Annotated in this window: 23 protein-coding genes and 1 tRNA gene; 19 read left to right on the top strand and 5 right to left on the bottom strand. The window is 49.8% G+C overall.

Features of this window, described 5'->3' with window-relative positions; translation table 11 throughout:
- Window positions 1-4: 4 nt before the first annotated feature.
- Both ST42_RS12585 and ST42_RS12580 read right to left on the bottom strand, forming a co-directional pair.
- Complete coding sequence (locus ST42_RS12585) at window positions 5-232, bottom strand: hypothetical protein (protein WP_044073747.1); 228 nt, start codon at window positions 230-232, stop codon at window positions 5-7.
- Window positions 233-254: 22 nt separating this feature from the next.
- Entirely contained in the window at window positions 255-1,166 is a 912-nt protein-coding gene (locus ST42_RS12580; protein WP_044073746.1) for a WYL domain-containing protein, read from the bottom strand.
- Between the two features lie 631 nt (window positions 1,167-1,797).
- Between ST42_RS12580 and ST42_RS12575 the strand changes: the two genes are divergently transcribed.
- Window positions 1,798-2,934, top strand: a complete 1,137-nt coding sequence (locus tag ST42_RS12575) for an AAA family ATPase (RefSeq protein WP_044073745.1) — start codon at window positions 1,798-1,800, stop codon at window positions 2,932-2,934.
- Window positions 2,935-3,067: 133 nt separating this feature from the next.
- On the opposite strand, the gene ST42_RS12570 is transcribed toward ST42_RS12575, so the two are convergent.
- Window positions 3,068-4,270, bottom strand: coding sequence for a pyridoxal phosphate-dependent aminotransferase (locus ST42_RS12570; protein WP_044073744.1), 1,203 nt, complete (start codon window positions 4,268-4,270; stop codon window positions 3,068-3,070).
- A gap of 527 nt (window positions 4,271-4,797) precedes the next feature.
- Here ST42_RS12570 and ST42_RS12565 point away from each other — a divergent pair.
- The 5 genes from ST42_RS12565 (at window position 4,798) to ST42_RS12545 (ending at window position 9,576) form a co-directional block, all read left to right on the top strand.
- Window positions 4,798-4,885 (top strand) — tRNA-Ser (locus ST42_RS12565).
- 252 nt (window positions 4,886-5,137) lie between these two features.
- Window positions 5,138-6,484, top strand: coding sequence for an ATP-binding protein (locus ST42_RS12560; RefSeq protein ID WP_044073743.1), 1,347 nt, complete (start codon window positions 5,138-5,140; stop codon window positions 6,482-6,484).
- Between the two features lie 313 nt (window positions 6,485-6,797).
- Window positions 6,798-7,727, top strand: a complete 930-nt coding sequence (gene menA, locus ST42_RS12555) for a 1,4-dihydroxy-2-naphthoate octaprenyltransferase (RefSeq protein WP_022317554.1) — start codon at window positions 6,798-6,800, stop codon at window positions 7,725-7,727.
- 533 nt (window positions 7,728-8,260) lie between these two features.
- Window positions 8,261-8,812, top strand: coding sequence for a hypothetical protein (locus ST42_RS12550; protein ID WP_197068951.1), 552 nt, complete (start codon window positions 8,261-8,263; stop codon window positions 8,810-8,812).
- Between the two features lie 338 nt (window positions 8,813-9,150).
- The gene (locus ST42_RS12545; protein WP_044073739.1) at window positions 9,151-9,576 is read left to right on the top strand and encodes an N-acetylmuramoyl-L-alanine amidase; all 426 of its coding nucleotides are present in this window, start codon (window positions 9,151-9,153) and stop codon (window positions 9,574-9,576) included.
- A 436-nt stretch (window positions 9,577-10,012) separates the two neighbouring features.
- Here the strand turns inward: ST42_RS12545 and ST42_RS12540 are convergent, their stop codons facing one another.
- Both ST42_RS12540 and ST42_RS12535 read right to left on the bottom strand, forming a co-directional pair.
- Window positions 10,013-10,369 (bottom strand): hypothetical protein, encoded by a 357-nt coding sequence (locus ST42_RS12540; protein WP_044073738.1) that lies wholly within the window; start codon window positions 10,367-10,369, stop codon window positions 10,013-10,015.
- 94 nt (window positions 10,370-10,463) lie between these two features.
- Window positions 10,464-10,943 carry a dihydrofolate reductase gene (locus tag ST42_RS12535; RefSeq protein ID WP_044073737.1) on the bottom strand — a complete coding sequence of 160 codons (480 nt, stop codon included), beginning with the start codon at window positions 10,941-10,943 and terminating at the stop codon, window positions 10,464-10,466.
- Between the two features lie 386 nt (window positions 10,944-11,329).
- Between ST42_RS12535 and ST42_RS12525 the strand changes: the two genes are divergently transcribed.
- The 13 genes from ST42_RS12525 to ST42_RS12465 all read left to right on the top strand — a co-directional run bounded on the left by ST42_RS12525 (window position 11,330) and on the right by ST42_RS12465 (window position 26,813).
- Complete coding sequence (locus tag ST42_RS12525; RefSeq protein ID WP_042519963.1) at window positions 11,330-11,839, top strand: flavin reductase family protein; 510 nt, start codon at window positions 11,330-11,332, stop codon at window positions 11,837-11,839.
- A 13-nt stretch (window positions 11,840-11,852) separates the two neighbouring features.
- On the top strand, window positions 11,853-13,883 hold the full coding sequence (locus tag ST42_RS12520; protein ID WP_042519962.1) for a DNA topoisomerase 3: 2,031 nt from the start codon (window positions 11,853-11,855) through the stop codon (window positions 13,881-13,883).
- A gap of 136 nt (window positions 13,884-14,019) precedes the next feature.
- Window positions 14,020-16,077 carry a PorE family type IX secretion system protein gene (gene porE, locus ST42_RS12515; RefSeq protein ID WP_082028661.1) on the top strand — a complete coding sequence of 686 codons (2,058 nt, stop codon included), beginning with the start codon at window positions 14,020-14,022 and terminating at the stop codon, window positions 16,075-16,077.
- A 163-nt stretch (window positions 16,078-16,240) separates the two neighbouring features.
- The gene (locus ST42_RS12510) at window positions 16,241-17,614 is read left to right on the top strand and encodes an MATE family efflux transporter (protein ID WP_044073735.1); all 1,374 of its coding nucleotides are present in this window, start codon (window positions 16,241-16,243) and stop codon (window positions 17,612-17,614) included.
- Between the two features lie 32 nt (window positions 17,615-17,646).
- Complete coding sequence (locus ST42_RS12505) at window positions 17,647-18,279, top strand: cytidylate kinase-like family protein (RefSeq protein ID WP_044065134.1); 633 nt, start codon at window positions 17,647-17,649, stop codon at window positions 18,277-18,279.
- Window positions 18,280-18,289: 10 nt separating this feature from the next.
- Entirely contained in the window at window positions 18,290-18,778 is a 489-nt protein-coding gene (locus ST42_RS12500; protein ID WP_022317544.1) for a metallophosphoesterase family protein, read from the top strand.
- A 155-nt stretch (window positions 18,779-18,933) separates the two neighbouring features.
- Window positions 18,934-20,082 carry a dTDP-glucose 4,6-dehydratase gene (rfbB, locus tag ST42_RS12495; protein WP_042519959.1) on the top strand — a complete coding sequence of 383 codons (1,149 nt, stop codon included), beginning with the start codon at window positions 18,934-18,936 and terminating at the stop codon, window positions 20,080-20,082.
- A gap of 195 nt (window positions 20,083-20,277) precedes the next feature.
- The gene (gene purT, locus ST42_RS12490) at window positions 20,278-21,459 is read left to right on the top strand and encodes a formate-dependent phosphoribosylglycinamide formyltransferase (protein ID WP_044073806.1); all 1,182 of its coding nucleotides are present in this window, start codon (window positions 20,278-20,280) and stop codon (window positions 21,457-21,459) included.
- A 169-nt stretch (window positions 21,460-21,628) separates the two neighbouring features.
- A complete protein-coding gene (locus ST42_RS12485; protein WP_022317541.1) occupies window positions 21,629-22,042 on the top strand; it encodes a sugar 3,4-ketoisomerase in 414 nt (137 codons plus the stop codon).
- Window positions 22,043-22,047: 5 nt separating this feature from the next.
- Window positions 22,048-23,016: a GNAT family N-acetyltransferase gene (locus tag ST42_RS12480; RefSeq protein WP_156139371.1), complete on the top strand. Its 969-nt coding sequence runs from the start codon at window positions 22,048-22,050 to the stop codon at window positions 23,014-23,016.
- A gap of 19 nt (window positions 23,017-23,035) precedes the next feature.
- Entirely contained in the window at window positions 23,036-24,283 is a 1,248-nt protein-coding gene (locus ST42_RS12475) for a DegT/DnrJ/EryC1/StrS family aminotransferase (protein WP_044073733.1), read from the top strand.
- Window positions 24,284-24,452: 169 nt separating this feature from the next.
- Window positions 24,453-26,141, top strand: coding sequence for a glycosyltransferase family 39 protein (locus ST42_RS12470; RefSeq protein WP_044073732.1), 1,689 nt, complete (start codon window positions 24,453-24,455; stop codon window positions 26,139-26,141).
- A gap of 30 nt (window positions 26,142-26,171) precedes the next feature.
- Window positions 26,172-26,813, top strand: coding sequence for a lactate utilization protein (locus tag ST42_RS12465; protein WP_022317537.1), 642 nt, complete (start codon window positions 26,172-26,174; stop codon window positions 26,811-26,813).
- Window positions 26,814-26,834 lie beyond the last annotated feature (21 nt).

The raw sequence follows: 26,834 nt of genomic DNA, 5'->3' as shown, positions 1-26,834 counted from the left end.
ATCATTATGCCGAATAGATTGTTTCATCCTTGAAAATATATCTTCCAGGAAGTAGATCTTCAAAAGCCATGTTGTCAGATGTTGTATAGACATCATCCAAGTGGCCAATATAGCCTTCGGGAACTTCGAATACAACCCCGTTATCCTCAAAGGAATGAAGTTGAAGCACAGAATTCTTTGTCTTTACATCAGAAGGTAAATTCTGATACTCAAATTGAACTTCAATAATCACAATGCTGTATCTTTAATTATTTTCATTTATTCTTCTCCCAGATACCTTTGCCAATACGAGCTATTTCATCGCGGAGCCACTGGGGCTCGAGCACTTCAAGGGAATCGCCTTGACATAGAAGCTCTTGTTGGAAATCGATAGAAGGTCGTACTTGGAGTTCAAAAATGCTGTAGGAATTGGTATGTTCCAACTCTTTTTGAGCACCTGATGGAAGTAAAGGAAGATCGCGAAGATAATGTGCCTGACGTGCATCCACTTTCAATAGTACACGCTGAATGGGGTAGTTTTCATCTGTGATAATACCAAAACATCCGTTAAAATATTCTTCTGGTGAAAAATCGACAGGATATTCAAAGGTGTGAGAGGATAAACGGAAATTCTTGATGCGATCAAGGCAGAATATGGTAATGAAGCCTGTTGACCATGCCTTACCAACCATATACCAACGTTGTCTGAACAACTTTACACAGAGTGGCATTACATAGTGCTGACGTGAATCTCCTCGCCAATAGTTATAATAGGTTATATGAATCAAACAATCTTTCTTCATGGCATCTATTATCGAATCCAAGTACTTCATACCAGAAGGAATATCCTCGAGAATAATCCTATTCTTGATGGACTTACTTCCAATAAGAGAATTGGTCACAGAGTAGGTGCTAAGTAGCCAGTTCTCAATACTGTCGTTATGTAAATCACTGGTATTGCTGATATAATATCTATATAGCCCACCTTTTTCACACTCAATCAATAGACCGAATGTATCGAAAATGTTGTCGCGCCATTTATGAAATGTGCGTTTAAGCATTTCCTCACCGCCACTTAGATCTACGTTGTCCATCCATTTGCGGTTAAGATCCTCAAAAGTAATCTGACCTGCTCTGTTGATGGTCTCAACGATCCATACAAGTTTGTTTGTCTGATTCAATGCCATATTCGTAAGTTTTAACCTTTATTTGTGGCAAAGTTATACAAAAGGTATGTCATTCACGGGCATAACCTTGATTTTTTTTTGTTTTCTAGTGGATATCATTATATAACTAGTTTTTTGTGGCAATTTTATAGAAATAATTAGTGTTTACTGAATAATTTATAACTCTCTGATATTTAAGTTTATATAACTTTATTTCTTCGTTTGCCTAACTGGAAAATCGCACCTTTATAATCGAATGCTCATTCGGTACTGGCAAGAGAATCTATCGAGCCAATGACATAAGAGCCAAGCTTTCTGATACAGCACGATGCTGGACGGGAATGTGCTACTTCGTTAAAAACGTGATGGAGTTCCTGAGGGAACTTTGTCTTGCCCTGACCGAAATCTGGCGGTTTTTCATCATTGTCGTCGCTATGAGGGGCTACGTCTGCTACCCTCTGTCTGTGAACAGATAATAATTCAGCAGACCCTAATTATAGAAATTCCATGATAGATTTTCTATAATCACATGGCAAAGGGCAGAAAATAGAGTACGTCTTTCAACTTTCTGCCCTTTTTCTTTTTAATATTCAAGAAATAGTCGTACCTTTGTCATTACAAAAAAGTTGTAACATAAAACATGTAATGGCGTATGACACTAAGTTACAAGAAATTAGCGAATCCTTTTGTCTATCAAGGTTATGAAAGCCCTGAGTATTTTTGCGATAGAGAGGCAGAAACAAAGACTTTACTTTCCCACTTGAAGAACGGAAGAAATATTACCCTCATCTCTCCTCGAAGGATTGGCAAGACAGGACTTATTAAGAACACCTTCTACCATCTCAAGGAAGAAGAGAATGATGCCATATGCCTATACCTTGACATTTTCGCCACCAAGAACTTGAATGATTTTGTGGAGCAACTTGGCGTTATGGTCATCAACGACATTGTGCGCAAGAACGCCTCATTCTTCGAGAAGACCATTGCTTTCTTCAGTGCCTTACGCCCAGTGCTTAGCATGGATCCATTGACAGGCGAACCGAGTGTCTCCATCACGGTGGAACCAACACAAGAAGATATTACTATTCGTAGCATCTTCAATTATCTCAACGAGAGTGGCAAAGAGGTATATATCGCCATCGATGAATTTCAGCAGATAGCTGAATATCCGGAGAAGGGAACGGAGGCTTTGCTTCGCTCCTACATTCAGTTCGCCCAACATGTACACTTTATCTTTTCTGGCAGCAAACAACATTTGATGGCAGAAATATTCGGCTCGCCAAAACATCCATTCTACCAAAGCACAGAGATGATGGGCTTAAAGCCACTGAAATGCGACATTTACTATAACTTCTGCCAAAGCTTCTTTAAGCAGAAAGGTGGTGACTTATCAAAAGAGATTTTCGAGCATATCTATCAGCAGTTCGATGGGCATACTTGGTATATCCAATGCATTATGAACCGCCTTTACGAATCAGAAAGCCAAGTAGAAAACATGTCGCAAGTCAATGCCGCTCTCCTTTCCATCCTTGAGGGAAGAGAACCGCAGTATGAGAGCATGACGCAGTTCTTTACAGAAAATCAGTTTGCTCTTCTCAAAGCCATTGCCAAGGACGACATCGTTGCACAACCGACAGCAGGCAAGTTCATCAAAGGTCATAAATTGAGCGGAGCCAGCAGCGTAAAGGCTGCTCTTAAGATTTTAGAAGACAAGGAATTGGTATATAGAACCAATGACGGCTACCACATCTACGACAGATTCATGGATCTGTGGTTAAAGAGAATATAAACAAGAAAATAATAACATGAAGACCTCTTTAGATTTTTTCGACCATATAAATACCCCATAACCTCCTATCCACAACTGTGAGGAAATTATGGGGATATTAATATAGTATAGTTCCGAAAGGATAGATATGGTTTTATTCCTCCACTCTGCCGGGATAAGCCTCGAGGGCCTTGCGCAATACGACGAGGGCCTTTTCGAGGTCTTCCTTCTTCAATACGTAGGCGATTCTTACCTGGTTGCGGCCGGCACCGGGGGTGATGTAGAAGCCGCTGGCAGGTGCCATCATGACTGTCTGGCCCTCGTAGCTGAACGATGAGAGACACCAGCTACAGAACTTGTCGGCATCGTCTACCGGCAGCTTCGCCACGGTATAGAAGGCGCCCATCGGTGTGGGAGAGAATACTCCGGGGATGTCGTTTAGTCCGCTGATTAGACAGTTGCGGCGCTCCACATATTCGTCGTACACCTCACGGAAATACTCGTCGGGAGTGTCCACCGAAGCTTCGGCGACGATCTGGCCTACGAGAGGAGGCGACACGCGGGCCTGGCAGAATTTAATCGCCGTGTCTCTGATTTCCTTGTTTCTGGTGACAAGGGCTCCGATACGCACTCCACACTCACTGTAGCGCTTGCTCACGGAGTCGAGAATCACCACGTTCTGCTCTATTCCCTTCAGACTGCCTGCGCTGATATATGGATTCTCCGTATAAACGAATTCGCGGTAAACCTCGTCGGAGAAGAGCAGCAGGTCATGCTTCTTCACCATGTCTCTTATCTGGTCCATCTCCTCTGGAGTATAGAGGCTTCCGGTGGGGTTGTTGGGGTTGCAGATGAGGATAGCCTTGGTCTTCTCGTTGATGAGTTCTTCGAATTTCTCCACTGCCGGCAGTGCGAATCCGTCTTCAATCTTGGTGGTTATCGTGCGCACCTTGATTCCTGCCGGGATGGCAAAGCCGAGATAGTTGGCATAGAGAGGTTCGGTGAGAATTATCTCGTCGCCCGGGTCGAGACAAGCCATGAATGCTATCTGCACCGCCTCGCTTCCGCCGCAGGTTATCACGATGTCGTCGGGCTCCACATTGATGTCGTATTTCCTGTAGTATCCGGCGAGCTTCTTTCTGTAGCTCAGATAGCCCTCTGGAGTGGAATATTCCAGGAGCGTCCTGTCGATGTTTTTCAGAGCGTCGAGTCCCACCTGCGGTGTAGGCAGGTCTGGCTGTCCGATGTTGAGGTGATACACCTTCGTTCCTCTTTCTTTCGCTGCGGCAGCCAGTGGAACCAGCTTGCTGATTGGAGATTCAGGCATCTCTTGTCCGCGCATTGATACTTTACTCATATCTTTTTTTTGTTTTTTATGATATTTGATATTAAATCCAATACGGTCATCAGACCGTTCAATGTGATATTATATAACAGCGTGCAGCCTTGCCTCTGTCAGCCATCTGCCGCAAAGGGCCGATGGAATCAAGTGTGTGTGTCTTGAAGTGAGGAGACAGGTTCTGTCACCTGTAGTGTCGCGTTTTTCTTTCATTAGATACAGCCCCGAACGGTAATTATTCTGCTCAGGGTCCAGCCCCGAACGGTAATTATGCCGATTTGGGTTTATACAGGGCAAAGATACGATGTTTGTAAATGATTATCAAGTTTTTTTCATGAAAATATTTGAAAAGCAGTCAGAAATCATCTGCCGCCTCTTATACTCCGAAAACCTTTTATGCCCTCTCCCACTCCATCCACGGCAGGGGCATGAAGAAAAATGTGAACGCAAAATGCGGTTATGTCAGGCAAAAGTATTACCTTTGCAGCAGAAAAGCGGCAGTCCAGACTGCACTGGAGTCTACAGTCAGCCTCAAAAAGAAAAAAGGAAAGGTGCTCGAGTGGCTGAAGAGGCACGCCTGGAAAGCGTGTATACGTCAAAAGCGTATCGGGGGTTCGAATCCCCCTCTTTCCGCTATAAGTCTACAGACCGGCAAGCGATGAAGCCCGATGGTCTGTAGACTTTTTTCGTTATATTGCCTATGCTCTGAGAGTGTTCCCTTCCGCTTTTGCCTATGTTTTAGGAAAGAACTGCCATGGTTTTGCCTATGTTTTAGGAAAGTTTCCGCCGGTTTTGCCTATGTTTTAGGAAAGTTTCTGCCTGGTTTTGCCTATGTTTTGGGAAATAATCATTACCTTTGCAAAGTGAAACAATGTTGTAACTATCATGATATACAGGCAATTAATTGAAGATTTGACAGAATGGAGCAGACGCGGAAACCGCAAACCGCTCGTTCTGCGCGGGGCACGCCAGGTGGGCAAGACCACTCTCGTTGATGAATTCAGCAAACAGTACGACTGCTATATAAAGCTGAATCTCGAACAGAGCGCCGATGCCAAAGCATTCAGCATATCCGATGATGTGGCTGAGATATTCCAATATCTGTGTCTGCAAAAGAAAATAGTTGTCGACAAAAACAAGCGCACTCTGCTCTTTATCGACGAGATACAGAATGAGCCGAAAGCAGTGGGGCTGCTGCGCTATTTCTATGAGGAAATGCCGTGGCTGCACATCATCGCAGCCGGGTCGAGACTTCAGACGCTCATAAAACAACGCATATCGTTTCCGGTGGGAAGAGTGGAATACATGTCGCTAAGACCTTGTTCGTTTCTCGAATTCCTGAACGCCACAGGAAACGAGCCTCTGGCTGAAATGATACGCCAGCTAAACGTTTCGCCCGTATATCACGATATGCTGACAAGTCTTTTCAACCGATATACTCTCGTTGGAGGAATGCCTGAGGCTCTTGCTGAATATGCCGCCCACGAGGACATAACAAGGCTGTCGCCGATATACAGGTCGCTGATAAACGGATACAACGAGGACGTTGAAAAATATGCCAGAAACACCAATCAGACCAATGTGATACGTCATCTGCTCACGCATGGTTGGGCGGAAGCCGGACAAACCATCACATTCAGCCGGTTTGGCGGAAGCAACTATACGAGCAAAGAGGTGCACGAGGCTCTCGAGGTGTTGCAGAAGGCATTCCTGCTCAGTCTGGGCTATCCGATAACGACGGTAAAGGCACCTGCCATCCCTGCCCTCACAAGACAGCCTAAACTTATTTGGCTCGACTCCGGCATCATGAACTTCTCAGTTGACATACAGACCGAATACCTGCAGAACCGGTCGCTCACCGACGTATGGAAAGGACATGCCGCCGAGCAGATTGTTGCCCAGGAACTGCGTATCGCCCTCGACCGCAACTACAGGAACGAGCAGTTTTTCTGGGTCAGAGACAAGAAGGGGGCCACGGCTGAAGTGGATTTCGTATGGCAGCACAACGCCTCTATCATACCTATCGAAGTGAAATCCGGCACCAATGCCCACCTGCGGTCGCTGCATTCGTTTATGGACACGGCAGACTCCACAGATGTAGCCATCAGAATATGGCCCGGCAAATACGGAATCGACGAAGTCACTACCCCCAAAGGCAAGACATTCAGACTGATAAACCTACCATTCTATTATGTAGGAATGATTGACAAGGTGATTGACAATGAGGCTTGACGGGAATTGGGTGCCTATTTGGGGAGCAAGAGATGATGCGACGGGAATATCATTCTATGAATTTCCATCAAACGCCAGACGTGCCAAAGGCATTTGTTCAAAGTTAATTTCAATGAAGTTCTTGTAATTGGCTTTTGCAAATTGACGGACCTTGGCAGTATGTTTTGCTTGACAAACTCCATGAGGTCGAGGCTTACGTTTCGTGTATCCATAATTGAATGATATAGATATTTACTTGCAAAATCAGTTTATTATGGCTAAATTTGCAAGAAACAATTGATAAAAAGACCAATAACAGATTAAAACAAATATAATGGATGAAACAAATGTAAGGGTTAATTCTCTTAAGGCTTGGATTCTTGCCGCACGCCCCAAGACGCTCACCGGTGCTGCCGTGCCCGTTATGATAGGTATTGCCTGTGCCGTGGCTATGTATGGATGGTGTGGAATAAGGGTTGTGCCAGCTGTGTTGTGCATGCTGTTTGCTTTGATAATGCAGGTGGATGCCAACTTTATTAACGACTACTTCGACTTTATGAAAGGTACTGACGACGAACAACGTCTTGGTCCGAAGCGTGCCTGCGCACAAGGATGGATAACGGCATCGGCTATGCGTAGTGGTTTATTCGTTACTACTCTCTTGGCTTGCATCGTTGGACTGCCTCTGGTATATTATGGTGGTTGGGAGATGATAATGGTTGGACTGGCATGCGTTGTCTTCTGCTTTCTGTATACCATATCGTTCTCGTACATCGGACTTGGCGATTTGCTTGTGCTCGTATTCTTTGGTATTGTGCCTGTTTGCATGACCTATTGGCTCACGGCTCCTCCTACCGCGCTTACGTCTATTCCGTTTGCCGTGGTATTGATGTCGATAGCTTGCGGACTGATTATTGACACATTGCTCGTGGTGAACAACTATCGTGACATCGAGAACGATAGGCGTGCAGGAAAGCTTACGCTTATTGTGCGCATTGGCGAGCGCGGCGGACTGGTTTTGTATCTTATGCTCGGACTTGTAGGCACCATTCTGGCTATTGTAGGAGTTGTGTTACTCGATTGGCACGACGGACAATGGACACAATCGCTATTAATTATATACACGCCATTCCATACATGGGCGTTCAACGAGATGCGATATATAAGGAAAGGTGCCGAGCTTAACCGTGTGCTTGGAATGACGGCACGCAATATGTTTATATTCGGATTGCTTGCATCGGCTGCCCTTGTATTTGCCAACTGATGACAAGCCGACTGTGTCAACTTTTTCCTGACTTCGTCATTGCGTCACCCAAAATCAGGTGACGCAAAGATAAAAATATTGTTTATCAATCACTTATAAAATAAGTGTTCCTTGAGTGACAAAGTCAGGAGAACATAAACACCCGATTTCTGTACCATTATATACCTGTTTTGGGGCAAGTAGCGTGCCCAATGTGGGCAAGCTGCTTTCACACTTGGGGCAAGCACGTTGCCCCAAGTGGGCAGAATCCGTATCAGTTTTCAACACAAAACGTCCGTTGGTTTTTTAGTGGATTTTGGTACTTCTGAAGAAGGCATCAGTGTTTTGGGATAATTATGTTATAACAGCCCGTTAGTGCGAATCAGGAACAAATCGGCACCACCGTCCCGTTGCCTGACGACTTTATCATACATTATGGACAAGAAACAGACGGTAATCGACTTTTTCGGTTGCCACCTTATTATATTGTAGACAAATAACCAGAATTACTCAATATAATAACCAGAATCACTTAATAGATTATGACGAGACTAATGACTACAATGACTGCCACTGCCACGATGGCGGCGGAGGCGATGCAGGTGGTGAAAGACCTGAGATGGATGATAGTGTGCATAGCGGTGCTGATAGTGACCGACCTGTGGTTCGGCGTGTCGGAATCGCAGAAACGGAAGGTGCCCATCAGACTGTCGAGGGCAGGCCGGCGCACCTGCAACAAGCTGATAGACTATTTCGCATATCTCTTTTTCGGTGCGATAATGGGAATGGCGATTTTCGAACCGCTGGGCATCGCCAACCACACCACCACGGCGGCAGCAGGACTGTCGCTGGCTTGCGTGTGGGAGATGGACAGCATCGTGAACCACGTGCTCGCACTGCATGGCTATGCCGGCAGGTTCTCGCTCATGCGGCTGGCAACGGGATTTCTGAAGCGAAAGGACAACGCACTGGGCGAGGCGCTGGAGGAGAGCCTGAAAGAGAACCGGAAGGAGAACAGAAAAGAAAACCATGAGGAGGACGCGAAAGAAAATCGGGGGAACAGGAATCAGGAGGAGAACAGGGACAAGGACCTGGATGGAGAATGACAGTAAGGATAAACCCAAAACGGTCATTAGGCCGTTCAATGTATTATTTTAATACCGCTTGCAGTCTTTTGATTTTTATAAGGCGTCTTTTGTCTGTTTTTAATTCGCAATAGCCCGCTATTACTCATTAAAAGCCAAACAAAATCCATCCTTCTAAAAAACAAAATCCAAGCAAGCCCTAACGACCGATTTGGGATTAAAAGCCAAACAAAATCCATCCTTCTAAAAAAAACAAAATCCAAGCAAGCCCTAACGACTGATTGGGGATAATCAGAAAGGAACATGAAGCTTATCCTACGACTACAAGAATCACACTAACAAATAATCAAAACATTATCATGAGAAACATCAAGAGAATTTTTATCCATTGCACGGCGAGCAGCCGCAAGACGAGTATTGAACAGTTGCTGGCAGAATTCAAGAGCCGCGGATGGCATGCGCCGGGCTATCATTATGTGGCGATGCCAGACGGCAGGATGGTGAAGCTGCTCGACGAGGAGAAGGTGAGCAACGGAGTGAGGGGCTACAACCAGTCGGCGATAAACATCGCCTACGTAGGCGGCATCGACGCCAAAGGCCGCCCCACCGACAACCGCACGATAGAGCAGAAGGCAGCCATCGTACACCTGCTGATAGAACTGAGGAGCCGTTACCCCAACGCCCTCATCATGGGCCACCGCGACATCTGGGGCGCCAACAATCCCAAGGCATGGCAGAAGGCGTGTCCGTGTTTCAATGCAACGAGGGAGTATGGGGCGATTTAACCCAAAACGGTCATTAGGCCGTTCAATGTAATATTTTATAACTGCTTGCAGTCTTTTGCTTTTTATAAGGCGTCTTTTGCTTGTTTTTAATTCGCAATAGCTCGCTATTACTCATTAAAAGCCAAACAAAATCCATCCTTCTAAAAAATCAAAATCCAAGCAAGCCCTAATGACCGATTTGGGTTTAAACCCATTCTTCTGAAAAAACAAAATCCAATCAAGCCCTAACGACCGATTTGGGTAAAAAGAAATCATCCTGCATACGAGCGGCGACAGGCATCGTCGCATCGCAATGCAGGATGATTTCTTTTTCTGTCCGTTAGCATCCGGATTATGTCCCTATCTCTTTATCATCTTGAAGGAGCGTGTCTTGCCGCCGGCAAACGTCTTCACCACTAGGTTTACGCCCTTCTGCGGAGCCTGGAGCCGTGCGCCGTCAAGGCTGAATTACCTTCTTCTTTCCCATGATGTAGACGCCGCTCTTGAGATTCTTCACGTTGCCGCCGGTCTCAACGAGTCTGCCGTCGAGGGTGTATATCTTTCCTGCGCTGTCAGCATTGTCTGAAGATACGCCGCTGATGGCGTCGACGATGCGCTCGCCGAATACTATTTCGAGAGTCTCCGCCTTGTCGGCTGGAACAAACAGTGCTGCCTTGGTGGCAAACATGGCGTCGCCTGCCTCACCTACGGCATTGAATGTCTTGTCGGAAGAAACCACCATGCAAACGGTGTCGTCAGTCGTGGCAAGACGCTTGCCGCTATATGTCCCGACGAGTCTGACAGGTTCTGCCACAGCCGTTCCGGCCTCAACATCGGTGGTGGTATGTCATGGGATTGACTGATGGCTGGGATTAGCTGCCGGATGGGATTGACTGCTGCTTAGAGCATCACTTCACATAGTCTACGAAAGCATAGTCATGCGAATGGCGGTCGTCAGCAGAATAGGCTTCACGGGCTGCCTCATGCCATGAGGAATAGTCGGGGAAGAAGGCGTCGGCTCCCTCCGTCTCGGCTTCTATCTCGGTGAGACACAGGCGGTCGGCAAACGGCAATGCCTGCCGGTATACGCTCTCGCCGCCGATGATATATACGTCTTCCTGGGCTGAACAAGACTTCAGCGCCTCGTCAATCGAAGGGTATACGTCGCATCCCGGCAGCTCCGCCACGCTGCGGCTCACCACCACGTTGCGTCTGTTTGGCAATGCTCCTTTGGGAAGCGACTCAAAGGTCTTGCGACCCATCACTATGGTGTGGCCCGTGGTGAGGAGCTTGAAGCGCTTCTGATCGTTGGGCAACCAATACAACAGTTTGTTTTCCTTTCCTATCGCCCTGTTTCTGTCCACGGCGGCAATAATGTTTATTCTCATGTTTTTTTATTTTAGGGGAGACAAAGATAATGCAAGGCGAGAGGAGAACGAAATGAATCCATTCATTTCTTATCCCGAGCCGAAGCTTATCTTATGCAAAGATAATGCAAGGCGAGAGGAGAACGAAATGAATCCATTCATTTCTTATCCCGAGCCGAAGCGTATCTTATGCAAAGATAATACAAATACCTAACATTTTCGCCCAAGCGTGGCAAAATCTCACCAATAATGAGTATTTTTGCAGATTAGAACCGAATCCGGCATCAGAAACCTACTTGGATTTTCGGAACCGGAAAAAGAATATCACGGCATGACGGCCCAACGATGCGACAAGCATCTCAGGTTTTCTGCCGGCATGAACAAAAACAAGACAACAATATAGCAATATGGAAAGAATCGACATGAGAGATCTCAACGACAACGTGTTTGAGACTATAGGCAAGGAATGGATGCTCGTGACGGCGGGCAATGAAGAGAAGTTCAACATGATGACGGCATCGTGGGGATGTCTCGGATGGCTATGGAACAAACCTGTGGCAGTGGTCTTCATCCGTCCGGAACGCTACACCCACCAGTTCATCGAAGAGAACGACACGCTGACGCTGCAGTTTCTGGGCAACAGCGAGAAGGCACGCCTGGCATACAACTTCTGCGGTTCGAAATCGGGAAGAGACTTCGACAAGGCACATGAGGCAGGACTCACACCGGTGACACTTGAGGGAGGAGAAGTGACCTTTGAAGAGGCCCGACTGACACTGGTCTGCCGCAAGCTATACAAAGACACACTGAAGGAGGAGAACATGATTGACAAGCAGCTGACGCAATGGTATGGCGAAAAGCACGGCGGATACCACGACGTGTATGTATTGGAAATAACTGAAGCACTGAGAAAATAAGCAGAGCCTACAAATGATAGTTTGCATAGCAGAGAAACCCAGCGTGGCAAAGGACATCGCCAAGATTATCGGAGCCAACAGCGCACACGACGGATATATGGAGGGCAACGGATACCAAGTGACGTGGACCTTCGGACACCTGTGCACGCTGAAGGAACCTGAAGACTACACCGCCCTATGGAAGCGGTGGAGCCTGGCGGCGCTGCCCATGATTCCACAACGCTTCGGCATAAAGCTCATCGACGACAAGGGAATAGCAAAGCAGTTCTCTGTCATCGAGAAACTGATGCAGAATGCCGACGGCATCATAAACTGCGGCGACGCCGGACAGGAGGGTGAGCTGATTCAGCGATGGGTGATGCAGAAGGCCAACGCGAAATGTCCGGTGAAGCGCCTCTGGATATCATCGATGACCGACGAGGCGATTCGCGAGGGATTCGGCAACCTGAAGCCGCAGGACGACTACCAACCGCTGTATCTCGCCGGACTGAGCCGTGCCATCGGCGACTGGATATTGGGAATGAACGCCACCCGCCTGTACACGCTGAAATACGGGCAGAACAGGCAGGTGCTGTCGATAGGACGAGTGCAGACACCGACGCTGGCGCTGATAGTGAACAGGCAAAAGGAGATTGACAACTTTGAACCGGAGCCTTACTGGGTGCTCGCCACGATATACCGCGACACCACGTTCACGGCTACGAAAGGAAAATTCACCACCAAGGAGGAGGGAGAACAGGCGTTTGCCACGATAGAGGGAAAACCGTTCACCGTAACCGACGTGCAGAAGAAACGCGGCACAGAAGCACCGCCACACCTCTACGACCTCACCTCGTTGCAGGTGGACTGCAACCGCAAATTCGGCATGAGCGCCGACATGACGCTGAAGATAATACAGACTCTCTATGAGCGCAAGCTGACTACATACCCCCGTGTGGACACACAATATCTGAGCGACGACATCTATCCCAAATGCGGAGGAATACTGAACGGCATAAAGGGCTACGACCAGCTCCTCACGGCACTGAGGGGAAAACCGCTGAAGAAGTCGAAAAAGGTGTTCGACACGAGCAAAGTGACCGACCACCACGCCATAATACCCACCGGAGTGCCGGCACAGGGACTCACCGACATGGAACGCCACGTCTACGACCTGATAGCCAGGCGCTTCATCAGCGTGTTCTATCCAGACTGCAAGTTCGCCACTACAACAGTGATGGGCGATGTGGACGGCATAGAATTCAAAGCCACCGGAAAACTGATTCTCGATCCGGGATGGAGGGCGGTGTATGCCAAGGACGCTGCCGACAGGCAGACTGCCGACGACGGCGACGCCAAGCCGCAGGACGAGGAGCGCACGCTGCCGGCATTCGAAAAGGGCGAGAGCGGAGAACACACGCCTACGCTGACGGAGAAATGGACCACACCGCCGAAATACTACACCGAGGCAACGCTGCTCAGGGCAATGGAAACGGCAGGAAAGTTCGTTGACAACGAGGAACTACGGGCAGCGCTCAAGGAGAACGGCATCGGCAGACCATCGTCGAGGGCAGGCATCATAGAGACGCTGTTCAAGAGGCACTATATCCGAAGGGAGAGAAAGAACCTCGTGGCTACGGCTACAGGCATCGAACTCATCGACCTCATCAAGGAGGAACTGCTCAAGAGCTGTGAGCTGACGGGAATATGGGAGAAGAAACTGCGCGACATCGAGCACAAGACTTACGACCCGGCTCAGTTTATCAGCGAACTGAAGGAGCAGATTGCCACCATCGTACACGACGTGTTGAGCGACAACTCCAACCGACGCGTCACGATTCTCACTGAAGAGGACCTGAAAAAGAAGACCAAGCGGAAAACTGCAGCCAAACCTAAAGCTACGACGGCAACGAAGTCTGCAGCCAAGCCGGGTGACGCAGCCGGAGTGAAACCGGGCGACGTATGTCCGGTGTGTGGCAAAGGCGTGGTGATAAAGGGAAAGACAGCATACGGATGCAGCAGATGGAAAGAGGGATGTTCTTTCAGACTGCCTTTCGAACAATAAAGCTGCCGATTGCACAATAAAAACCGCAAGTTTGAGTTTTTTCTTATATTATTAAGGAATAAGCATGAACAATATATCAAGGAAATCAAAAAGCAACGCAATGCCCCGTCAGCCTCATCACTATCCGGGATTGAGGATGTGGGCGGCATTGGCTGTTCTCGTGGCTGTTCTCGCCTCCTGTGGCGCCGACCGCAACTTCAAGAAGGGTGAGAAATTTCTCGCTCTTGGCGAATACTTCGACGCTGCGGCCCAATACAAACAGGCATACTCCAAATCGAAACCCAAGGACAGGACGGCAAGGGGTCTCTATGCCATGCGCATGGCATACTGCTACAACCGCATAAACTCCAACGGAAAGGCTATCGCCGCCTACCGCAACGCCATCAGATACGGCGCCGACAGTCTGCAGACGCATCTCGATTTCGCACGTGCGCTGCTAAAAGATGCCAACTACAAGGAGGCGGAGAAGGAATTCCTCCTGGTGCTCGACTCCATGCCAGACAACCAGCTGGCGAAAGACGGACTGCAGTCGGCACGCACGGCAAAGGCTGCAAAGGATGCGGGATCGAGATATATAGTGAAGAAGATGGACATATTCAATTCACGACGTGCCGACTTCTCGCCGATGTTCTGCGGAGACCAGTATGAACAGCTGTTCTTCACCTCTACACGCAACGAGGCGGAGGGCGACGAACTGAGCGGAATAACGGGAACGAAAAACGGCGACATCTTCTATTCGCAGAAAGACGACAAAGGAAAATGGGGACGGCCGCAGACCATCACATCGGGACTCAACACAGAGTTTGACGAGGGTGCATGCTGCTTCTCGCCAGACCAGAGGGTGATGTATCTCACCCAATGCGTGAGCGACCCCTCCTACCCCAGATATGCCACGATAGCCACATCAAACCGTGCTGACGCAGCATGGGGAAAGGCAACAAAGCTGGAGATAACACGCGACACGCTGTCGAGCTTCGCCCATCCCGCAGTGTCGCCGGACGGAGAATGGCTCTACTTCACTTCCGACATGCCGGGAGGAAAGGGCGGACTCGACATCTGGAGAGTGAGAATCACAGCGGCAGGACTGGGAGGAGTGGAAAATCTGGGCGAGCCCATCAACACGGCGGGAGACGAGATGTTTCCTACATTCCGACCAAACGGTGACCTCTATTTCTCAAGCAACGGACATCCGGGTCTGGGCGGTCTCGACATCTTCATCGCCAAGACGGACAAGAGCGGAAAGAAAATCATACTGGAACATCCGGGATATCCGCTGAACTCCCAGGGCGACGACTTCGGAATGACTTTCGAGGGAGCACACAACAGGGGATTCTTCTCGTCAAACAGAGGCGACGGACGCGGCTGGGACCATATCTACAGCTTTGAGAAACCGGAGATAATACAGACCGTCACGGGATGGGTGTATGAGATGGAAGGATATGAACTGCCCGACGCACAGGTGTATCTCGTGGGCAACGACGGCACGAACAAAAAGCTCAGCGTGAAAGGCGACGGATCGTTCACCGAAGTGGTGGAACCGGGAGTGGACTACGTGCTGCTCGCCACCTGCAAGGGATTCCTGAACCACAAAGAGGAGATTAGCATCAAGCCCTCTGCGGAGTCGGAAGACCACGTGCTGCAGTTCCCGCTGGCATCAATCCGTGTGCCGGTGCTCATCGACAACATCTTCTACGACTTCGACAAGTCATCGCTGCGCAAGGAATCGGAAACGGCTCTCGACGAACTCGTGAAACTGCTGCAGGAGAACCCGAACGTGACGATAGAGCTGAGCGCACACTGCGACTACAAGGGCAGCGAGGCCTACAACAAGAAACTGTCGCAGCGAAGGGCTGAAAGCGTGGTGAGATATCTCATCGCCAAGGGTGTGAGTGCCAAGAGACTGACACCTGTGGGATACGGCAAGATGAAGCCTAAGACGATAAGGAAGAAACTCACCGAGAAATACACATGGCTCAAAGAGGGCGACGTGCTCACCGAGGAATTCATAAAGAAACTCGACAAGGAGAAACAGGAAATCTGCAACCAGTTGAACAGAAGAACGGAATTCATCGTGCTGAGAACCACCTACGGCATGTTTGACGAAAACGGACAGCTGAAGAATCCGCCGAAGCCTAAAGAGAAAGAAGACGACACAGACGCTAATGGCAACGAAGACATCTTCCTGATTGAATGACGGGACAGCAAGCAACGGAACAGCAAGGAATGCTGCCCGACCCAAATCGGGTCACCTGCATCTGACGGCATAATGACCGGTTGGAGCTTAATGATGTTCTCCCCCCATTACGGGAATGTATCATGGGATGACTTCATGACATTACAACAATCAAAAGAAGACAATGAACAACAAAGCAACATTAGAATTAGGCAACAAGCCTGTGGGCAAACTGCTCATGCAATATTCACTGCCAGCCATAATAGCAATGACAGCATCGTCGCTGTATAATATGGTGGACAGCATATTCATCGGACAGGGTGTGGGACCGATAGCCATCAGCGGATTGGCGCTCACCTTCCCGTTCATGAACCTGGGAGCGGCTTTCGGAGCTGGCGTTGGTTTGGGAGCATCAACATGCATCTCGGTGAAACTCGGACAGAAAGACTACAACACGGCACAGAGGGTATTGGGAAATGCTGTGACGCTCAACCTCATTATCGGACTGGCATTCAGCATCGTGTCGCTGCTGTTTCTCGACCCGATTCTTTATTTCTTCGGCGCAAGCGAACAGACACTGCCCTACGCCAGAGACTATATGGTGATAGTGCTGCTCGGAAATGTGTTCTCACACATGTATTTCGGAATGAACGGCGTGCTCAGAGCATCCGGAAAACCGCGCCAGGCAATGTATGCCACGATATTCACCGTGGTGCTCAACACCATACTCGACCCTATATTCATCTATCCACTGAACATGGGAATACAGGGTGCAGCCTATGCCACAATCCTCTCGCAGATGCTGGCACTGGTATGGCAGATGCACATATTCAGCAACAAGAACGAACTGCTGCATCTGAAACGCGGAATATACGGACTGAAGAAGGCAATCGTGAAAAACATACTCGCCATCGGACTCTCACCGTTCTCGATGAACGTGTGTGCGTGTATCGTGGTGATATTCATCAACAAGGGACTGCTCATGTATAGCGGCGACCTCGCCGTGGGTGCCTACGGCATAGCCAACAAGGTGTGCTTCATCTTCGTGATGGTGAACATGGGACTGACACAGGGTATGCAGCCCATAGCCGGATACAACTACGGAGCGCAGAAGCTCGACAGACTGATGCGTGTGCTCAGCCTCGCCACAATAGCCGGAACGGTAATCACAACGATTGGATTCCTCGTGGCTGAACTGATACCGGGGCCTTGCGCACGGCTCTTCACCACCGACCAGCAGCTCATCGACCTCTCTGTAAACGGACTGAGGATAATGATGGCGGCATTCATGCTCGTGGGATCGCAGATGGTGATAACAAACTTCTTCCAGAGCATCGGAAAGGCAAAGATAAGCATGTTCCTCTCGCTGTCGAGACAGATGCTGTTCCTTTTCCCCATGCTGCTCATACTGCCCACGTTCATGGGAGTCGACGGTGTGTGGTGGTCGATGCCAATCTCCGACACCATAGCGGAGATAGTGGCTGTAGTGATGATGTATACATACATGAAGAAATTCAAGAAACAACATAATTTATCAATGGCAAACGAAAAGCATTGAAGACATGGATAATATAAAAACGCATAGAAGACATGGATAATATAAAAAAGAACATTATAATAAACGTGGGACGACAGATCGGCAGCGGCGGACGCATAATAGCCAAGATGCTTGCCGACGACTTCAAATGTGGGTTCTACGACAGGGAGCTGCTCACCATAGCAGCAAAAGAGAGTGGATTCTGTGAGAAATTCTTCGAGCAGAACGACGAACAGAAGGGTTTCTTCCATTCGCTGTTTCACATGCACACACCATTCGTTGGCGACGGCAGCTTCTACGACAACGACTTCTCGCAAGAGGGACTCTTCAAGATGCAGAGCGATACGATACGCAAATTGGCCGACGAGGGGTCGTGTGTCTTCGTGGGCAGATGCGCCGACTATGTGCTCAGAGACTACGAGAATGTGGTGAACATCTTTATCACGGCATCAATAGAAGACCGCATCAGCGAAATCCGCAAGCGCAAGGAATGCCAAGAGAATGAAGCACTGAAGATTATAGAGAACGGAGAGAAATCACGTTCCACATATTATAATTATTATACGGGAAAGAAATGGGGCGACAGCTCGTCGTATGACTTGTGTGTAAACACCTCACTGCTCGGAATCGAAGGCACGGAGGCTTATATCAAGGAGTTCATCGAGAAGGTGCTACACATAGGATGAGGGGCAGGAAGTGAAAAAGATAGGAATAATAAGCGACACCCACGGATATTGGGACGACAAATATCTAAAGTATTTCGAGCCCTGCGACGAAATATGGCATGCCGGCGACATCGGTTCGACAGAGGTGGCTGAGAGACTTGCTGAATTCAGAACCTTCAGGGCGGTATGCGGCAACTGCGACGGCGGTGACCTGAGGCTGATGTATAAAGAGAAGCTGAGGTTCAAATGCGAAGACGTTGACGTGCTGATGAAGCATATCGGCGGCTATCCCGGCAACTACGACAGCAGCATACGCTCGCAAATCTACGCCATGCCGCCTCAACTGTTCATCAGCGGCCACAGTCATATTCTGAAAGTGAAATACGACAAGACGCTCGGTCTGCTCCACATCAATCCCGGTGCGGCAGGTCTGCAGGGATGGCACAAGGAGCGCACCATAGTGAGGCTCACCATCGACGGCAACAAATTCAAAGACTGCGAAGTGATAACTCTGGCATAAACTGGCTGAAAACACAGCCGGATAATCTATATCTAGAAAAAACTGGAAAAGCTAGAATGTCTAGAAAGTCTAGAAAGACTAGAAAAGCCAGAAGGTCTAGAAGAACTAGAAAATCCAGCCCACTCAAAGAAAAAAAACAACAAAAAAAACATAACATGAAAACCTATTTAGTAACAGGAGCTGCCGGTTTCATCGGCGCCAACTACATCAAGTATCTGCTTCACCGCAAATACAAGAATGAAGAAATAAAGGTGATAGTGCTCGACCTGCTTACATACGCAGGAAATCTCGGAACTATAAAGGATGACATCGACAACGACCGTTGCATCTTCGTGCGCGGCGACATCCGCGACCGCGAACTTGCCGACAGGCTCTTCACTGAATACGATATAGACTATGTGGTGAACTTCGCTGCCGAGAGCCATGTGGACCGCTCTATCGAGAACCCGCAGCTCTTCCTCGAAACAAACATCTTAGGCACGCAGAACCTGCTCGACGCGGCGCGCCGTGCTTGGGTGACGGGAAAGGATGCCTCAGGATACCCCACCTGGAAGACTGGCAAGCGCTACCATCAGGTGAGCACCGACGAGGTGTATGGTTCGCTTGGCAAAGACGGATTCTTCACCGAGAAGACGCCTCTCTGTCCTCACAGCCCCTACAGTGCTTCTAAGACAAGTGCCGACATGATAGTGATGGCATACCACGACACCTACCACATGCCGACCTCTATCACAAGATGCTCCAACAACTACGGACCATACCACTTCCCTGAAAAGCTCATTCCGCTGATCATCAACAACATCCTGGAGGGAAAGAAACTCCCGGTATATGGAAAGGGCGACAACGTGCGCGACTGGCTCTACGTTGAAGACCACTGCAAGGCAATCGATCTCGTGGTGCGCCAGGGACGCGAAGGTGAGGTATATAATGTGGGCGGCCACAACGAGATGACAAACATCAACATCGTGAAACTCACCATCAAGACCATCCACGACATGATGGCTGCCGACAAGAACCTGCGCAACATACTGAAGAAACAGGTGAAGGACGCCAACGGCGACATCGACATCAGCTGGATAAACGACGAACTCATCACATTCGTTGCCGACAGACTGGGCCACGACCAGCGCTACGCCATCGACCCTACCAAGATAAAGGAGGAACTGGGATGGTATCCGGAAACGATGTTTGCCGACGGCATCGTGAAGACCATCAAATGGAACCTCGAACACCAGGACTGGATTGCCGAAGTGACAAGCGGCGACTACCAGAAATATTACGAACAGATGTACGGCAACAGATAAGCCGACCGGTAACAACGACGACCGACAAACGTTCTGTCATAAAGACGAAGAACCAATGCACTGTCATAACATCACCGCAAAACGGCGACCGGTCACAACAACCGGACGGCAAGACGGCTATAAAAGAAGGGGAAAGGAAAGGACATGACTGACAATCCCCGAAAATTTCACACAAACCCAAAGAAGATAAAGAAAATGAAGAAGATACTATTATTAGGATCCGGAGAACTTGGAAAAGAGTTTGTAATCGCAGCAAAACGTGCAGGACAGTATGTCATAGCCTGCGACCGCTATCCTAATGCCCCTGCCATGCAGGTGGCAGACGAAGCAGAAGTGTTCAACATGCTCGACGGCAAAGCCCTCGACAACGTAGTGGACAGACACAAACCGGATATCATCGTGCCTGAGATAGAAGCGATACGCACTGAGAGACTCTTCGACTATGAGAGCAATGGCATACAGGTGGTGCCGAGCGCCAAGGCGGTGAACTACACCATGAACCGCAAGGCTATCCGCGATCTGGCAGCCAAAGAACTGGGACTGCGCACGGCGAAGTATTTCTACGCCAAGACTCTCGATGAACTGAAGGCTCACTCAAAGGAAATCGGTTTCCCATGCGTAGTAAAGCCGCTGATGTCGTCGTCTGGCCACGGACAAAGCATCGTGAATAGCGCCGATGAACTGGAGATGGCTTTCAACGCAGCCATGGAAGGCAGCAGAGGCGACGTGAAGGAGATAATCATCGAGGAGTTCATACATTTCGACAGTGAGTTCACGCTGCTCACCGTGACACAAAAGAACGGTCCCACCCTGTTCTGCCCTCCTATCGGCCACGTGCAGAAAGGCGGCGACTACAGAGAGAGCTGGCAACCGTTCTGTCTGCCTGCCGACGAACTGAAAAAGGCTGAAGACATGGCAGCAAAGGTCACTGCGGCTCTCACCGGCGCCGGCATCTGGGGAGTGGAATTCTTCCTTACGAAACAGGGTGAAGTGATATTCTCCGAACTCTCTCCGCGTCCTCACGACACAGGAATGGTGACCTTGGGACACACCCTGAACCTGAACGAGTTTGAGCTCCACTTCCGTGCCGTTATGGGATTGCCAATACCTGCCATCCATCTGGAGCATGCCGGAGCAAGCGCCGTGGTTCTCGGCAAGGAGGAAACCGACGACGCACCGGCATACAATATGACCGACGCCGTAAGCGAAGACTATACCCGTCTGCGCATCTTCGGCAAACAGCATCAGCTGGTGGGCAGACGCATGGGTGTAGTGTTGTGTTATGGCGACAAGGACGACGATACTACTCCGCTCCGCGACAAGGCTAAGCGTCTGGCTGCCACAGTGCTCGGAACTGACCCGTATATGGAGAAATAGATGTGGACCTGACTGACCGCCGACAACCCGCTAAGCAAACCTGCCGTTTCCTATAGAAACACAAAATGGACCTTGCCAGATCGTCTGGCTTGCAAACTTGCGAATTCGTCAGCTTGCCTGCTCGCCTACTCGTCAGCTCGTCAACTCGTCAACTAAAAAACATACAATAATGAAAGTTTCTGAAGCAAAGATTATCGACATCCCCAAGATTGAGGACCGCCGCGGAAATCTATCCGTGGTGGAGGAATACAACCAGATACCGTTCAAGATATCGAGGGCATACTGGGTTTACGACGTGCCGGGAGGCGAAAGCCGTGGCGGACACGCACACAAGAAGCTGAAGCAGCTGATAATAGCTCTCAGCGGCAGCTTCACTGTTACCCTCGACGACGGCACGGAGCGCCGCACTTTCCTGCTCAACCACCCATACCAGGGACTGGTGATAGAGACGGGCATCTGGCGAACGCTCGACGATTTCTCTTCTGGAGCCGTATGCCTCGTGCTTGCATCAGAGGTTTATGAACCAGAGGACTATATCTACGACTACGAGGAATTCCTGAAATACAAGGGAGTAAAAGACTGATTAACGTGACATCACACAATGTGTATGAAGATAAGGCTATGTGTATGGAGATAAAGGAACTGTCGGCTGAAGAATACGACAAGACATACCCCTCTGAGTATGTCTACAACAGCGTTGCCTTCTGCGAACTGAACAGAGAGAAGGTGGAACGGATAAGATATCTCTCCATCGGCGATACAAAACCGCGTTTCGGCATCATCCTCGGTGAGCGTGCCGACTCGCTGGCATCGCCTTTCTCTGCTCCTTTCGGCGGATTCACACAGTGCGACACGCTGAGACTCGACTATATGGACGAGGCTGCAAGACTGGTTGCCGACTATGCCTTCCGGATGGGAAAGAAACTCATCATCACTCCGCCGGCACTGGTCTACGACACTACGCTGCTGTCGAAATGGACCAACATCCTGTCTTCGCACCTGTCAACGAGGTGGGTGGACCTAAACTATCACTTCGACCTCAGCCGTATGGACGACTACTCCTGCCACATGGAACGCAATGCCAAAAAGAACCTCAACCGTGCCTTGCGGCAGGACTTCTGCTTCGTGAAGCTCGACAGCGGCAAGAGGAGCGATGTGGAGCGTGCCTACAACGTTATCCGCCGCAACAGGGAGGAACGCGGCTTTCCGCTCAGAATGACTCTCGAACAGGTGTGGCAGACGGTGAGCAGAGTGGTAAGCGCCGATTTCTTCGTGCTCGAACATGGCGGCAACGACGTGGCTGCGGCTCAAGTGTTCCGGGTTTCCAGAAACATTGCCCAGGTGGTATACTGGGGTGACATAAGAGAATATTCCGCCCTGCGCCCCATGAACATGATCACCTACTGCGTGTTCAAGCATTACCACGACGCCGGACTGCGCATCCTCGACATCGGCATATCCACGGAATGCGGAGTGCCGAATTTCGGTCTCTGCGAATTCAAGGAGAGCATCGGATGCGGGGTGACGCTGAAATACAGTTTCGAAAGCAAACAATAATAATCATCACTTCATTCTCATGATAAAATACTTAGACCTAAAAGACATAACAGCCCAGCATGCTGACGAGATACAGCAGGCAGTTGCCGGCGTGGTGGCTGGCGGATGGTATCTGCACGGCAAGGAGACTGAACGGTTTGAAAACGACTATGCCCGATATATCGGCACCCGTCACGCCATAGGCTGCGGCAACGGACTCGACGCGCTGACGCTGATATTCCGTGCATACAAAGAAATGGGAGTGATGAATGACGGCGACGAAGTGATAGTGCCTGCCAACACCTTTGTGGCATCCATCCTCGCCATAACGGAGAATGGTCTGAAGGCGGTGCTCGTGGAACCGCGCCTCGACACTCTGCAGATTGACGATTCGCTGATAGAACAAGCCATAACACCGCACACCAAGGCGATAATGATAGTGCATCTCTACGGCAGATGTGCCTATACCGACCACATCGGTGACATCTGCCGCAAGCATCACCTGAAACTGATAGAAGACAATGCCCAAGCTCACGGATGCCTGTATCGGGAGACTGCCACCGACAATCCCCTCTACGGCAGACGCACGGGAGGTCTGGGCGATGCCGCAGGCCACAGTTTCTATCCGGGCAAGAATCTCGGAGCGCTGGGCGATGCGGGAGCCGTAACCTGCAACGACGACATGCTGGCGGAGATGATACGGTCGCTGGGCAACTATGGTTCGTCACGCAAATACGTGTTCGACCACTGTGGCCGCAACTCCCGGTTAGACGAGGTGCAGGCTGCCGTGCTCGACGTGAAGCTGCGCCATCTCGACACCGACAACGGGCGGCGCCGCCAAGTGGCGCTACGGTTGATTGAGGGCATAAACAATCCTCTGGTAAGAGTGCCTTCGCCGGATTTCCATTCCAACAGTGTCTTCCACATCTTCCCCATCCTATACGAAAAGCGCAATGCCCTGCAGGAATATCTACTCAGCAACGGCGTGCAGACGATGATACACTACCCCATTCCGCCCCACCGGCAGAATTGCTATGCCTCGCCGGCATCTGCAGATGATGCAGGGGTGACAAATCATAATGCAGGGATGACGGCTGATAATGCAGGGATAACAACTGATGCTGTCGGACTGAAGGCTGACTGCAAGGGCTGTCTGGTTTTGCCCGACGGCGGACTGCCCGTCACGGAACTTATCCACAACGAGGAACTGAGTCTGCCCTGCAACCAGACCATGACTGAAGACGATGTGGAGAGAATAATACGGTTGATAAACGATTTCCGTGTCTGACCTCACCGGCGGCAAGACAAGGCCATACACCATACCACTCAGTGGCAATACAAAACAACCCGCCTTTTTATCCGGCGGCAAAAAAATAAAAAATGTAACACTATAATCCACCATATCAGTAACACCATATCAGTAATATCATATCTGTAACACCCTAATCCATCATATCATGATAAATCTGTCATCACACAAGGCCTTCTCCATCTATCTGCTCTTTGCGGCACTGTTTCTGGGAGTGCAGATGTTCCAAGGTCTCTCCTATCTCGACATCGGAATGTATATGTCGGGATACCAGCATTTCACGAGCGACCCATACGCGTCATACTTCCTCGGACAGTGGATTCTCACCTACGACGTAACATCGGCTCTCTGCAAACTGTTCTCCATCAACTCTTTCCTGGGGCTCAGGGTGCTGCATCTGGTTTATGTGCTTGTCACCCAGACCGTGGTGTATCTATATCTGCGGCAATACATATCCACAAGGAGCATCATCACCGGACTGCTCATCGCCACGCTTGCCCACTACGGCAGCTACACGGAGATAAACTATAACGACTATTCTGCCCTGCTGCTCCTGCTCAGCATCCTATGCTATCATGGCGGAGCCGACAGAGACAACCAGTGGATAATAATGATGGGCGGTGTGCTGGCTGGAGTGGCGGTATATTTCCGCATCGTCAACATCACATACATCTGTCTCCCTCTCTGCGCCATGCTCATATCCAGGAAATGGAACAACGGACACAGTCCGTCAAACGGCGCAACATTCTTCTATATCGGTATGTGCTTCGGCGGACTGCTGGGATATGTCGTGCTGCTCTGCCAAGGTCTCGACAACGTGTTCGCACTGACCTTCAACGACATCGCCGGCATCTCCTCCGACAAGAGCGACACCCACGGCATGCTCTACGTGATGCGCAGCATGTACGACCTCTACACCGAGGTGGTGGCTAATGCCGGATACATCATGCTGTTCTGGATTATCATCGTGGCCGGAATGAAGCAGACCAGAAGGATAATGAGGATAACGCTGGTTGCTGTAGCCATAGTGCTCACGCTCGTAATGATGAACTTCTCGTTCTTCCCCTCAAACATCACCATGGCTCTATGTCTGATAGGCGGCGTGGGGGTGTTCTTCATCCGTGGCGTATACCCTCCGCTCGCCCATCTCGTGATGATCAGCCTGTTCCTGCCATTCGTGATGCCGGTGGGAAGCAATGCCGAACCGTCGTTCTATGGCAAGGAGACGTGTTTCCTCACCCTGCCCCTCGTGATGTATGTATTGTTTGAGGAACTGATGCCCAAGAAGGAACAGCTGGAGAGACGTGCCGCCATGTGTATGATAGGGGTGCTGGGTGCCGGACTGCTGTTCTTCAACCTCACCCACAAGCAGATGGAAGAGGGCAACCGCATAGCATGCCGCTACACCGTGGACAGTCAGCTGACCCGCGGCATCCTCACCACAAAGGAGAACGCCGACATGTATAACTATCTCATCCGGGAGGTGAAACCCCACATCCGCCAGGGCAGCTATATGATATGCTCGTTCTCGCTGCCTGCCGTTTCGATATTGGATTGCAAGCCGTGGGCGGTGTACTCCACGGTATACAGCACCGACCGCATGAACGACCGCTACATCAAAGTGGCATGGAAGCATACCAAAGAACTGCCATACGTGCTGCTCGACGAGGAGAATCTCCCTGATGGCTACAAGCATATCATGGAGGAACTCTCGCTCATAAGGAAATACCAGAAGATATGGACCGACGGCAAATATTCGCTATACTACAGCAAGCCTTATCCGGGACCTGAAAGACCGAAAATCACCGACTTAGATCCATACAGGCATCATCCTTGATGAAAATCCATAATAACAACTCTGCATATCATGACACCAAAGGAAAAGAGAAACGCATTGCTCGCCGAAAAGCTGGTGGGCAACCTGAAGCAGCGACACTACGAAGCATTCTTCTGCCACACGGCACAGGAGGCTGTGGAGAAGATTACCGGGATGATTCCCGAAGGAAGCTCCGTGACATGGGGCGGATCGATGACTATCCGAGACATGGGACTCACCAGGGCGCTACACAACAAGGAGGGTCTCGACATCTGGGACCGCGACCTGGCGCCAGACCGCGAGGCGGCACAGGAAATCTACCGCCGCGCCTTCTATGCTGACTACTATCTGTCGAGCGTCAACGCCATGTCGGAAGACGGCGAGATAGTGAACATCGACGGCAACGGCAACCGTGTGGCGGCTATAACATTCGGTCCGAAACACGTGATTCTGGTGGTGGGCATCAACAAGGTGGCGCAGAACCTGGAGGCTGCCATATCGCGCGCCCGCAGTCTGGCGGCACCTGTAAACATGATGCGATTCGCCGACCTCAACACGCCATGCAAACACGACGGCACGTGTCACGACTGCAAATCGCCTGACTCCATCTGCAACTACATACAGATAATGCGGAACTCGCATCCCGCAGGCAGACATATCGTAGTGATAGTGGACGAAGAACTGGGATATTGAATCTTTTAAAACATGAAATAA

Source organism: Prevotella pectinovora (assembly GCF_000834015.1).
Classification (GTDB): Bacteria; Bacteroidota; Bacteroidia; order Bacteroidales; family Bacteroidaceae; genus Prevotella; species Prevotella pectinovora.
This window is presented reverse-complemented; position numbering and strand designations above follow the sequence as displayed.

What these genes read in the sequence shown, in the direction of transcription:
- ST42_RS12580 (WP_044073746.1), bottom strand. Translation starts at nt 1,166, where the DNA reads ATGGCATTGAATCAGACAAACAAACTTGTATGGATCGTTGAGACCATC.
- ST42_RS12575 (WP_044073745.1), top strand. Translation starts at nt 1,798, where the DNA reads ATGACACTAAGTTACAAGAAATTAGCGAATCCTTTTGTCTATCAAGGT.
- ST42_RS12570 (WP_044073744.1), bottom strand. Translation starts at nt 4,270, where the DNA reads ATGAGTAAAGTATCAATGCGCGGACAAGAGATGCCTGAATCTCCAATC.
- ST42_RS12560 (WP_044073743.1), top strand. Translation starts at nt 5,138, where the DNA reads ATGATATACAGGCAATTAATTGAAGATTTGACAGAATGGAGCAGACGC.
- menA (WP_022317554.1), top strand. Translation starts at nt 6,798, where the DNA reads ATGGATGAAACAAATGTAAGGGTTAATTCTCTTAAGGCTTGGATTCTT.
- ST42_RS12550 (WP_197068951.1), top strand. Translation starts at nt 8,261, where the DNA reads ATGACTACAATGACTGCCACTGCCACGATGGCGGCGGAGGCGATGCAG.
- ST42_RS12545 (WP_044073739.1), top strand. Translation starts at nt 9,151, where the DNA reads ATGAGAAACATCAAGAGAATTTTTATCCATTGCACGGCGAGCAGCCGC.
- ST42_RS12535 (WP_044073737.1), bottom strand. Translation starts at nt 10,943, where the DNA reads ATGAGAATAAACATTATTGCCGCCGTGGACAGAAACAGGGCGATAGGA.
- ST42_RS12525 (WP_042519963.1), top strand. Translation starts at nt 11,330, where the DNA reads ATGGAAAGAATCGACATGAGAGATCTCAACGACAACGTGTTTGAGACT.
- ST42_RS12520 (WP_042519962.1), top strand. Translation starts at nt 11,853, where the DNA reads ATGATAGTTTGCATAGCAGAGAAACCCAGCGTGGCAAAGGACATCGCC.
- porE (WP_082028661.1), top strand. Translation starts at nt 14,020, where the DNA reads ATGTGGGCGGCATTGGCTGTTCTCGTGGCTGTTCTCGCCTCCTGTGGC.
- ST42_RS12510 (WP_044073735.1), top strand. Translation starts at nt 16,241, where the DNA reads ATGAACAACAAAGCAACATTAGAATTAGGCAACAAGCCTGTGGGCAAA.
- ST42_RS12505 (WP_044065134.1), top strand. Translation starts at nt 17,647, where the DNA reads ATGGATAATATAAAAAAGAACATTATAATAAACGTGGGACGACAGATC.
- rfbB (WP_042519959.1), top strand. Translation starts at nt 18,934, where the DNA reads ATGAAAACCTATTTAGTAACAGGAGCTGCCGGTTTCATCGGCGCCAAC.
- purT (WP_044073806.1), top strand. Translation starts at nt 20,278, where the DNA reads ATGAAGAAGATACTATTATTAGGATCCGGAGAACTTGGAAAAGAGTTT.
- ST42_RS12485 (WP_022317541.1), top strand. Translation starts at nt 21,629, where the DNA reads ATGAAAGTTTCTGAAGCAAAGATTATCGACATCCCCAAGATTGAGGAC.
- ST42_RS12475 (WP_044073733.1), top strand. Translation starts at nt 23,036, where the DNA reads ATGATAAAATACTTAGACCTAAAAGACATAACAGCCCAGCATGCTGAC.
- ST42_RS12470 (WP_044073732.1), top strand. Translation starts at nt 24,453, where the DNA reads ATGATAAATCTGTCATCACACAAGGCCTTCTCCATCTATCTGCTCTTT.
- ST42_RS12465 (WP_022317537.1), top strand. Translation starts at nt 26,172, where the DNA reads ATGACACCAAAGGAAAAGAGAAACGCATTGCTCGCCGAAAAGCTGGTG.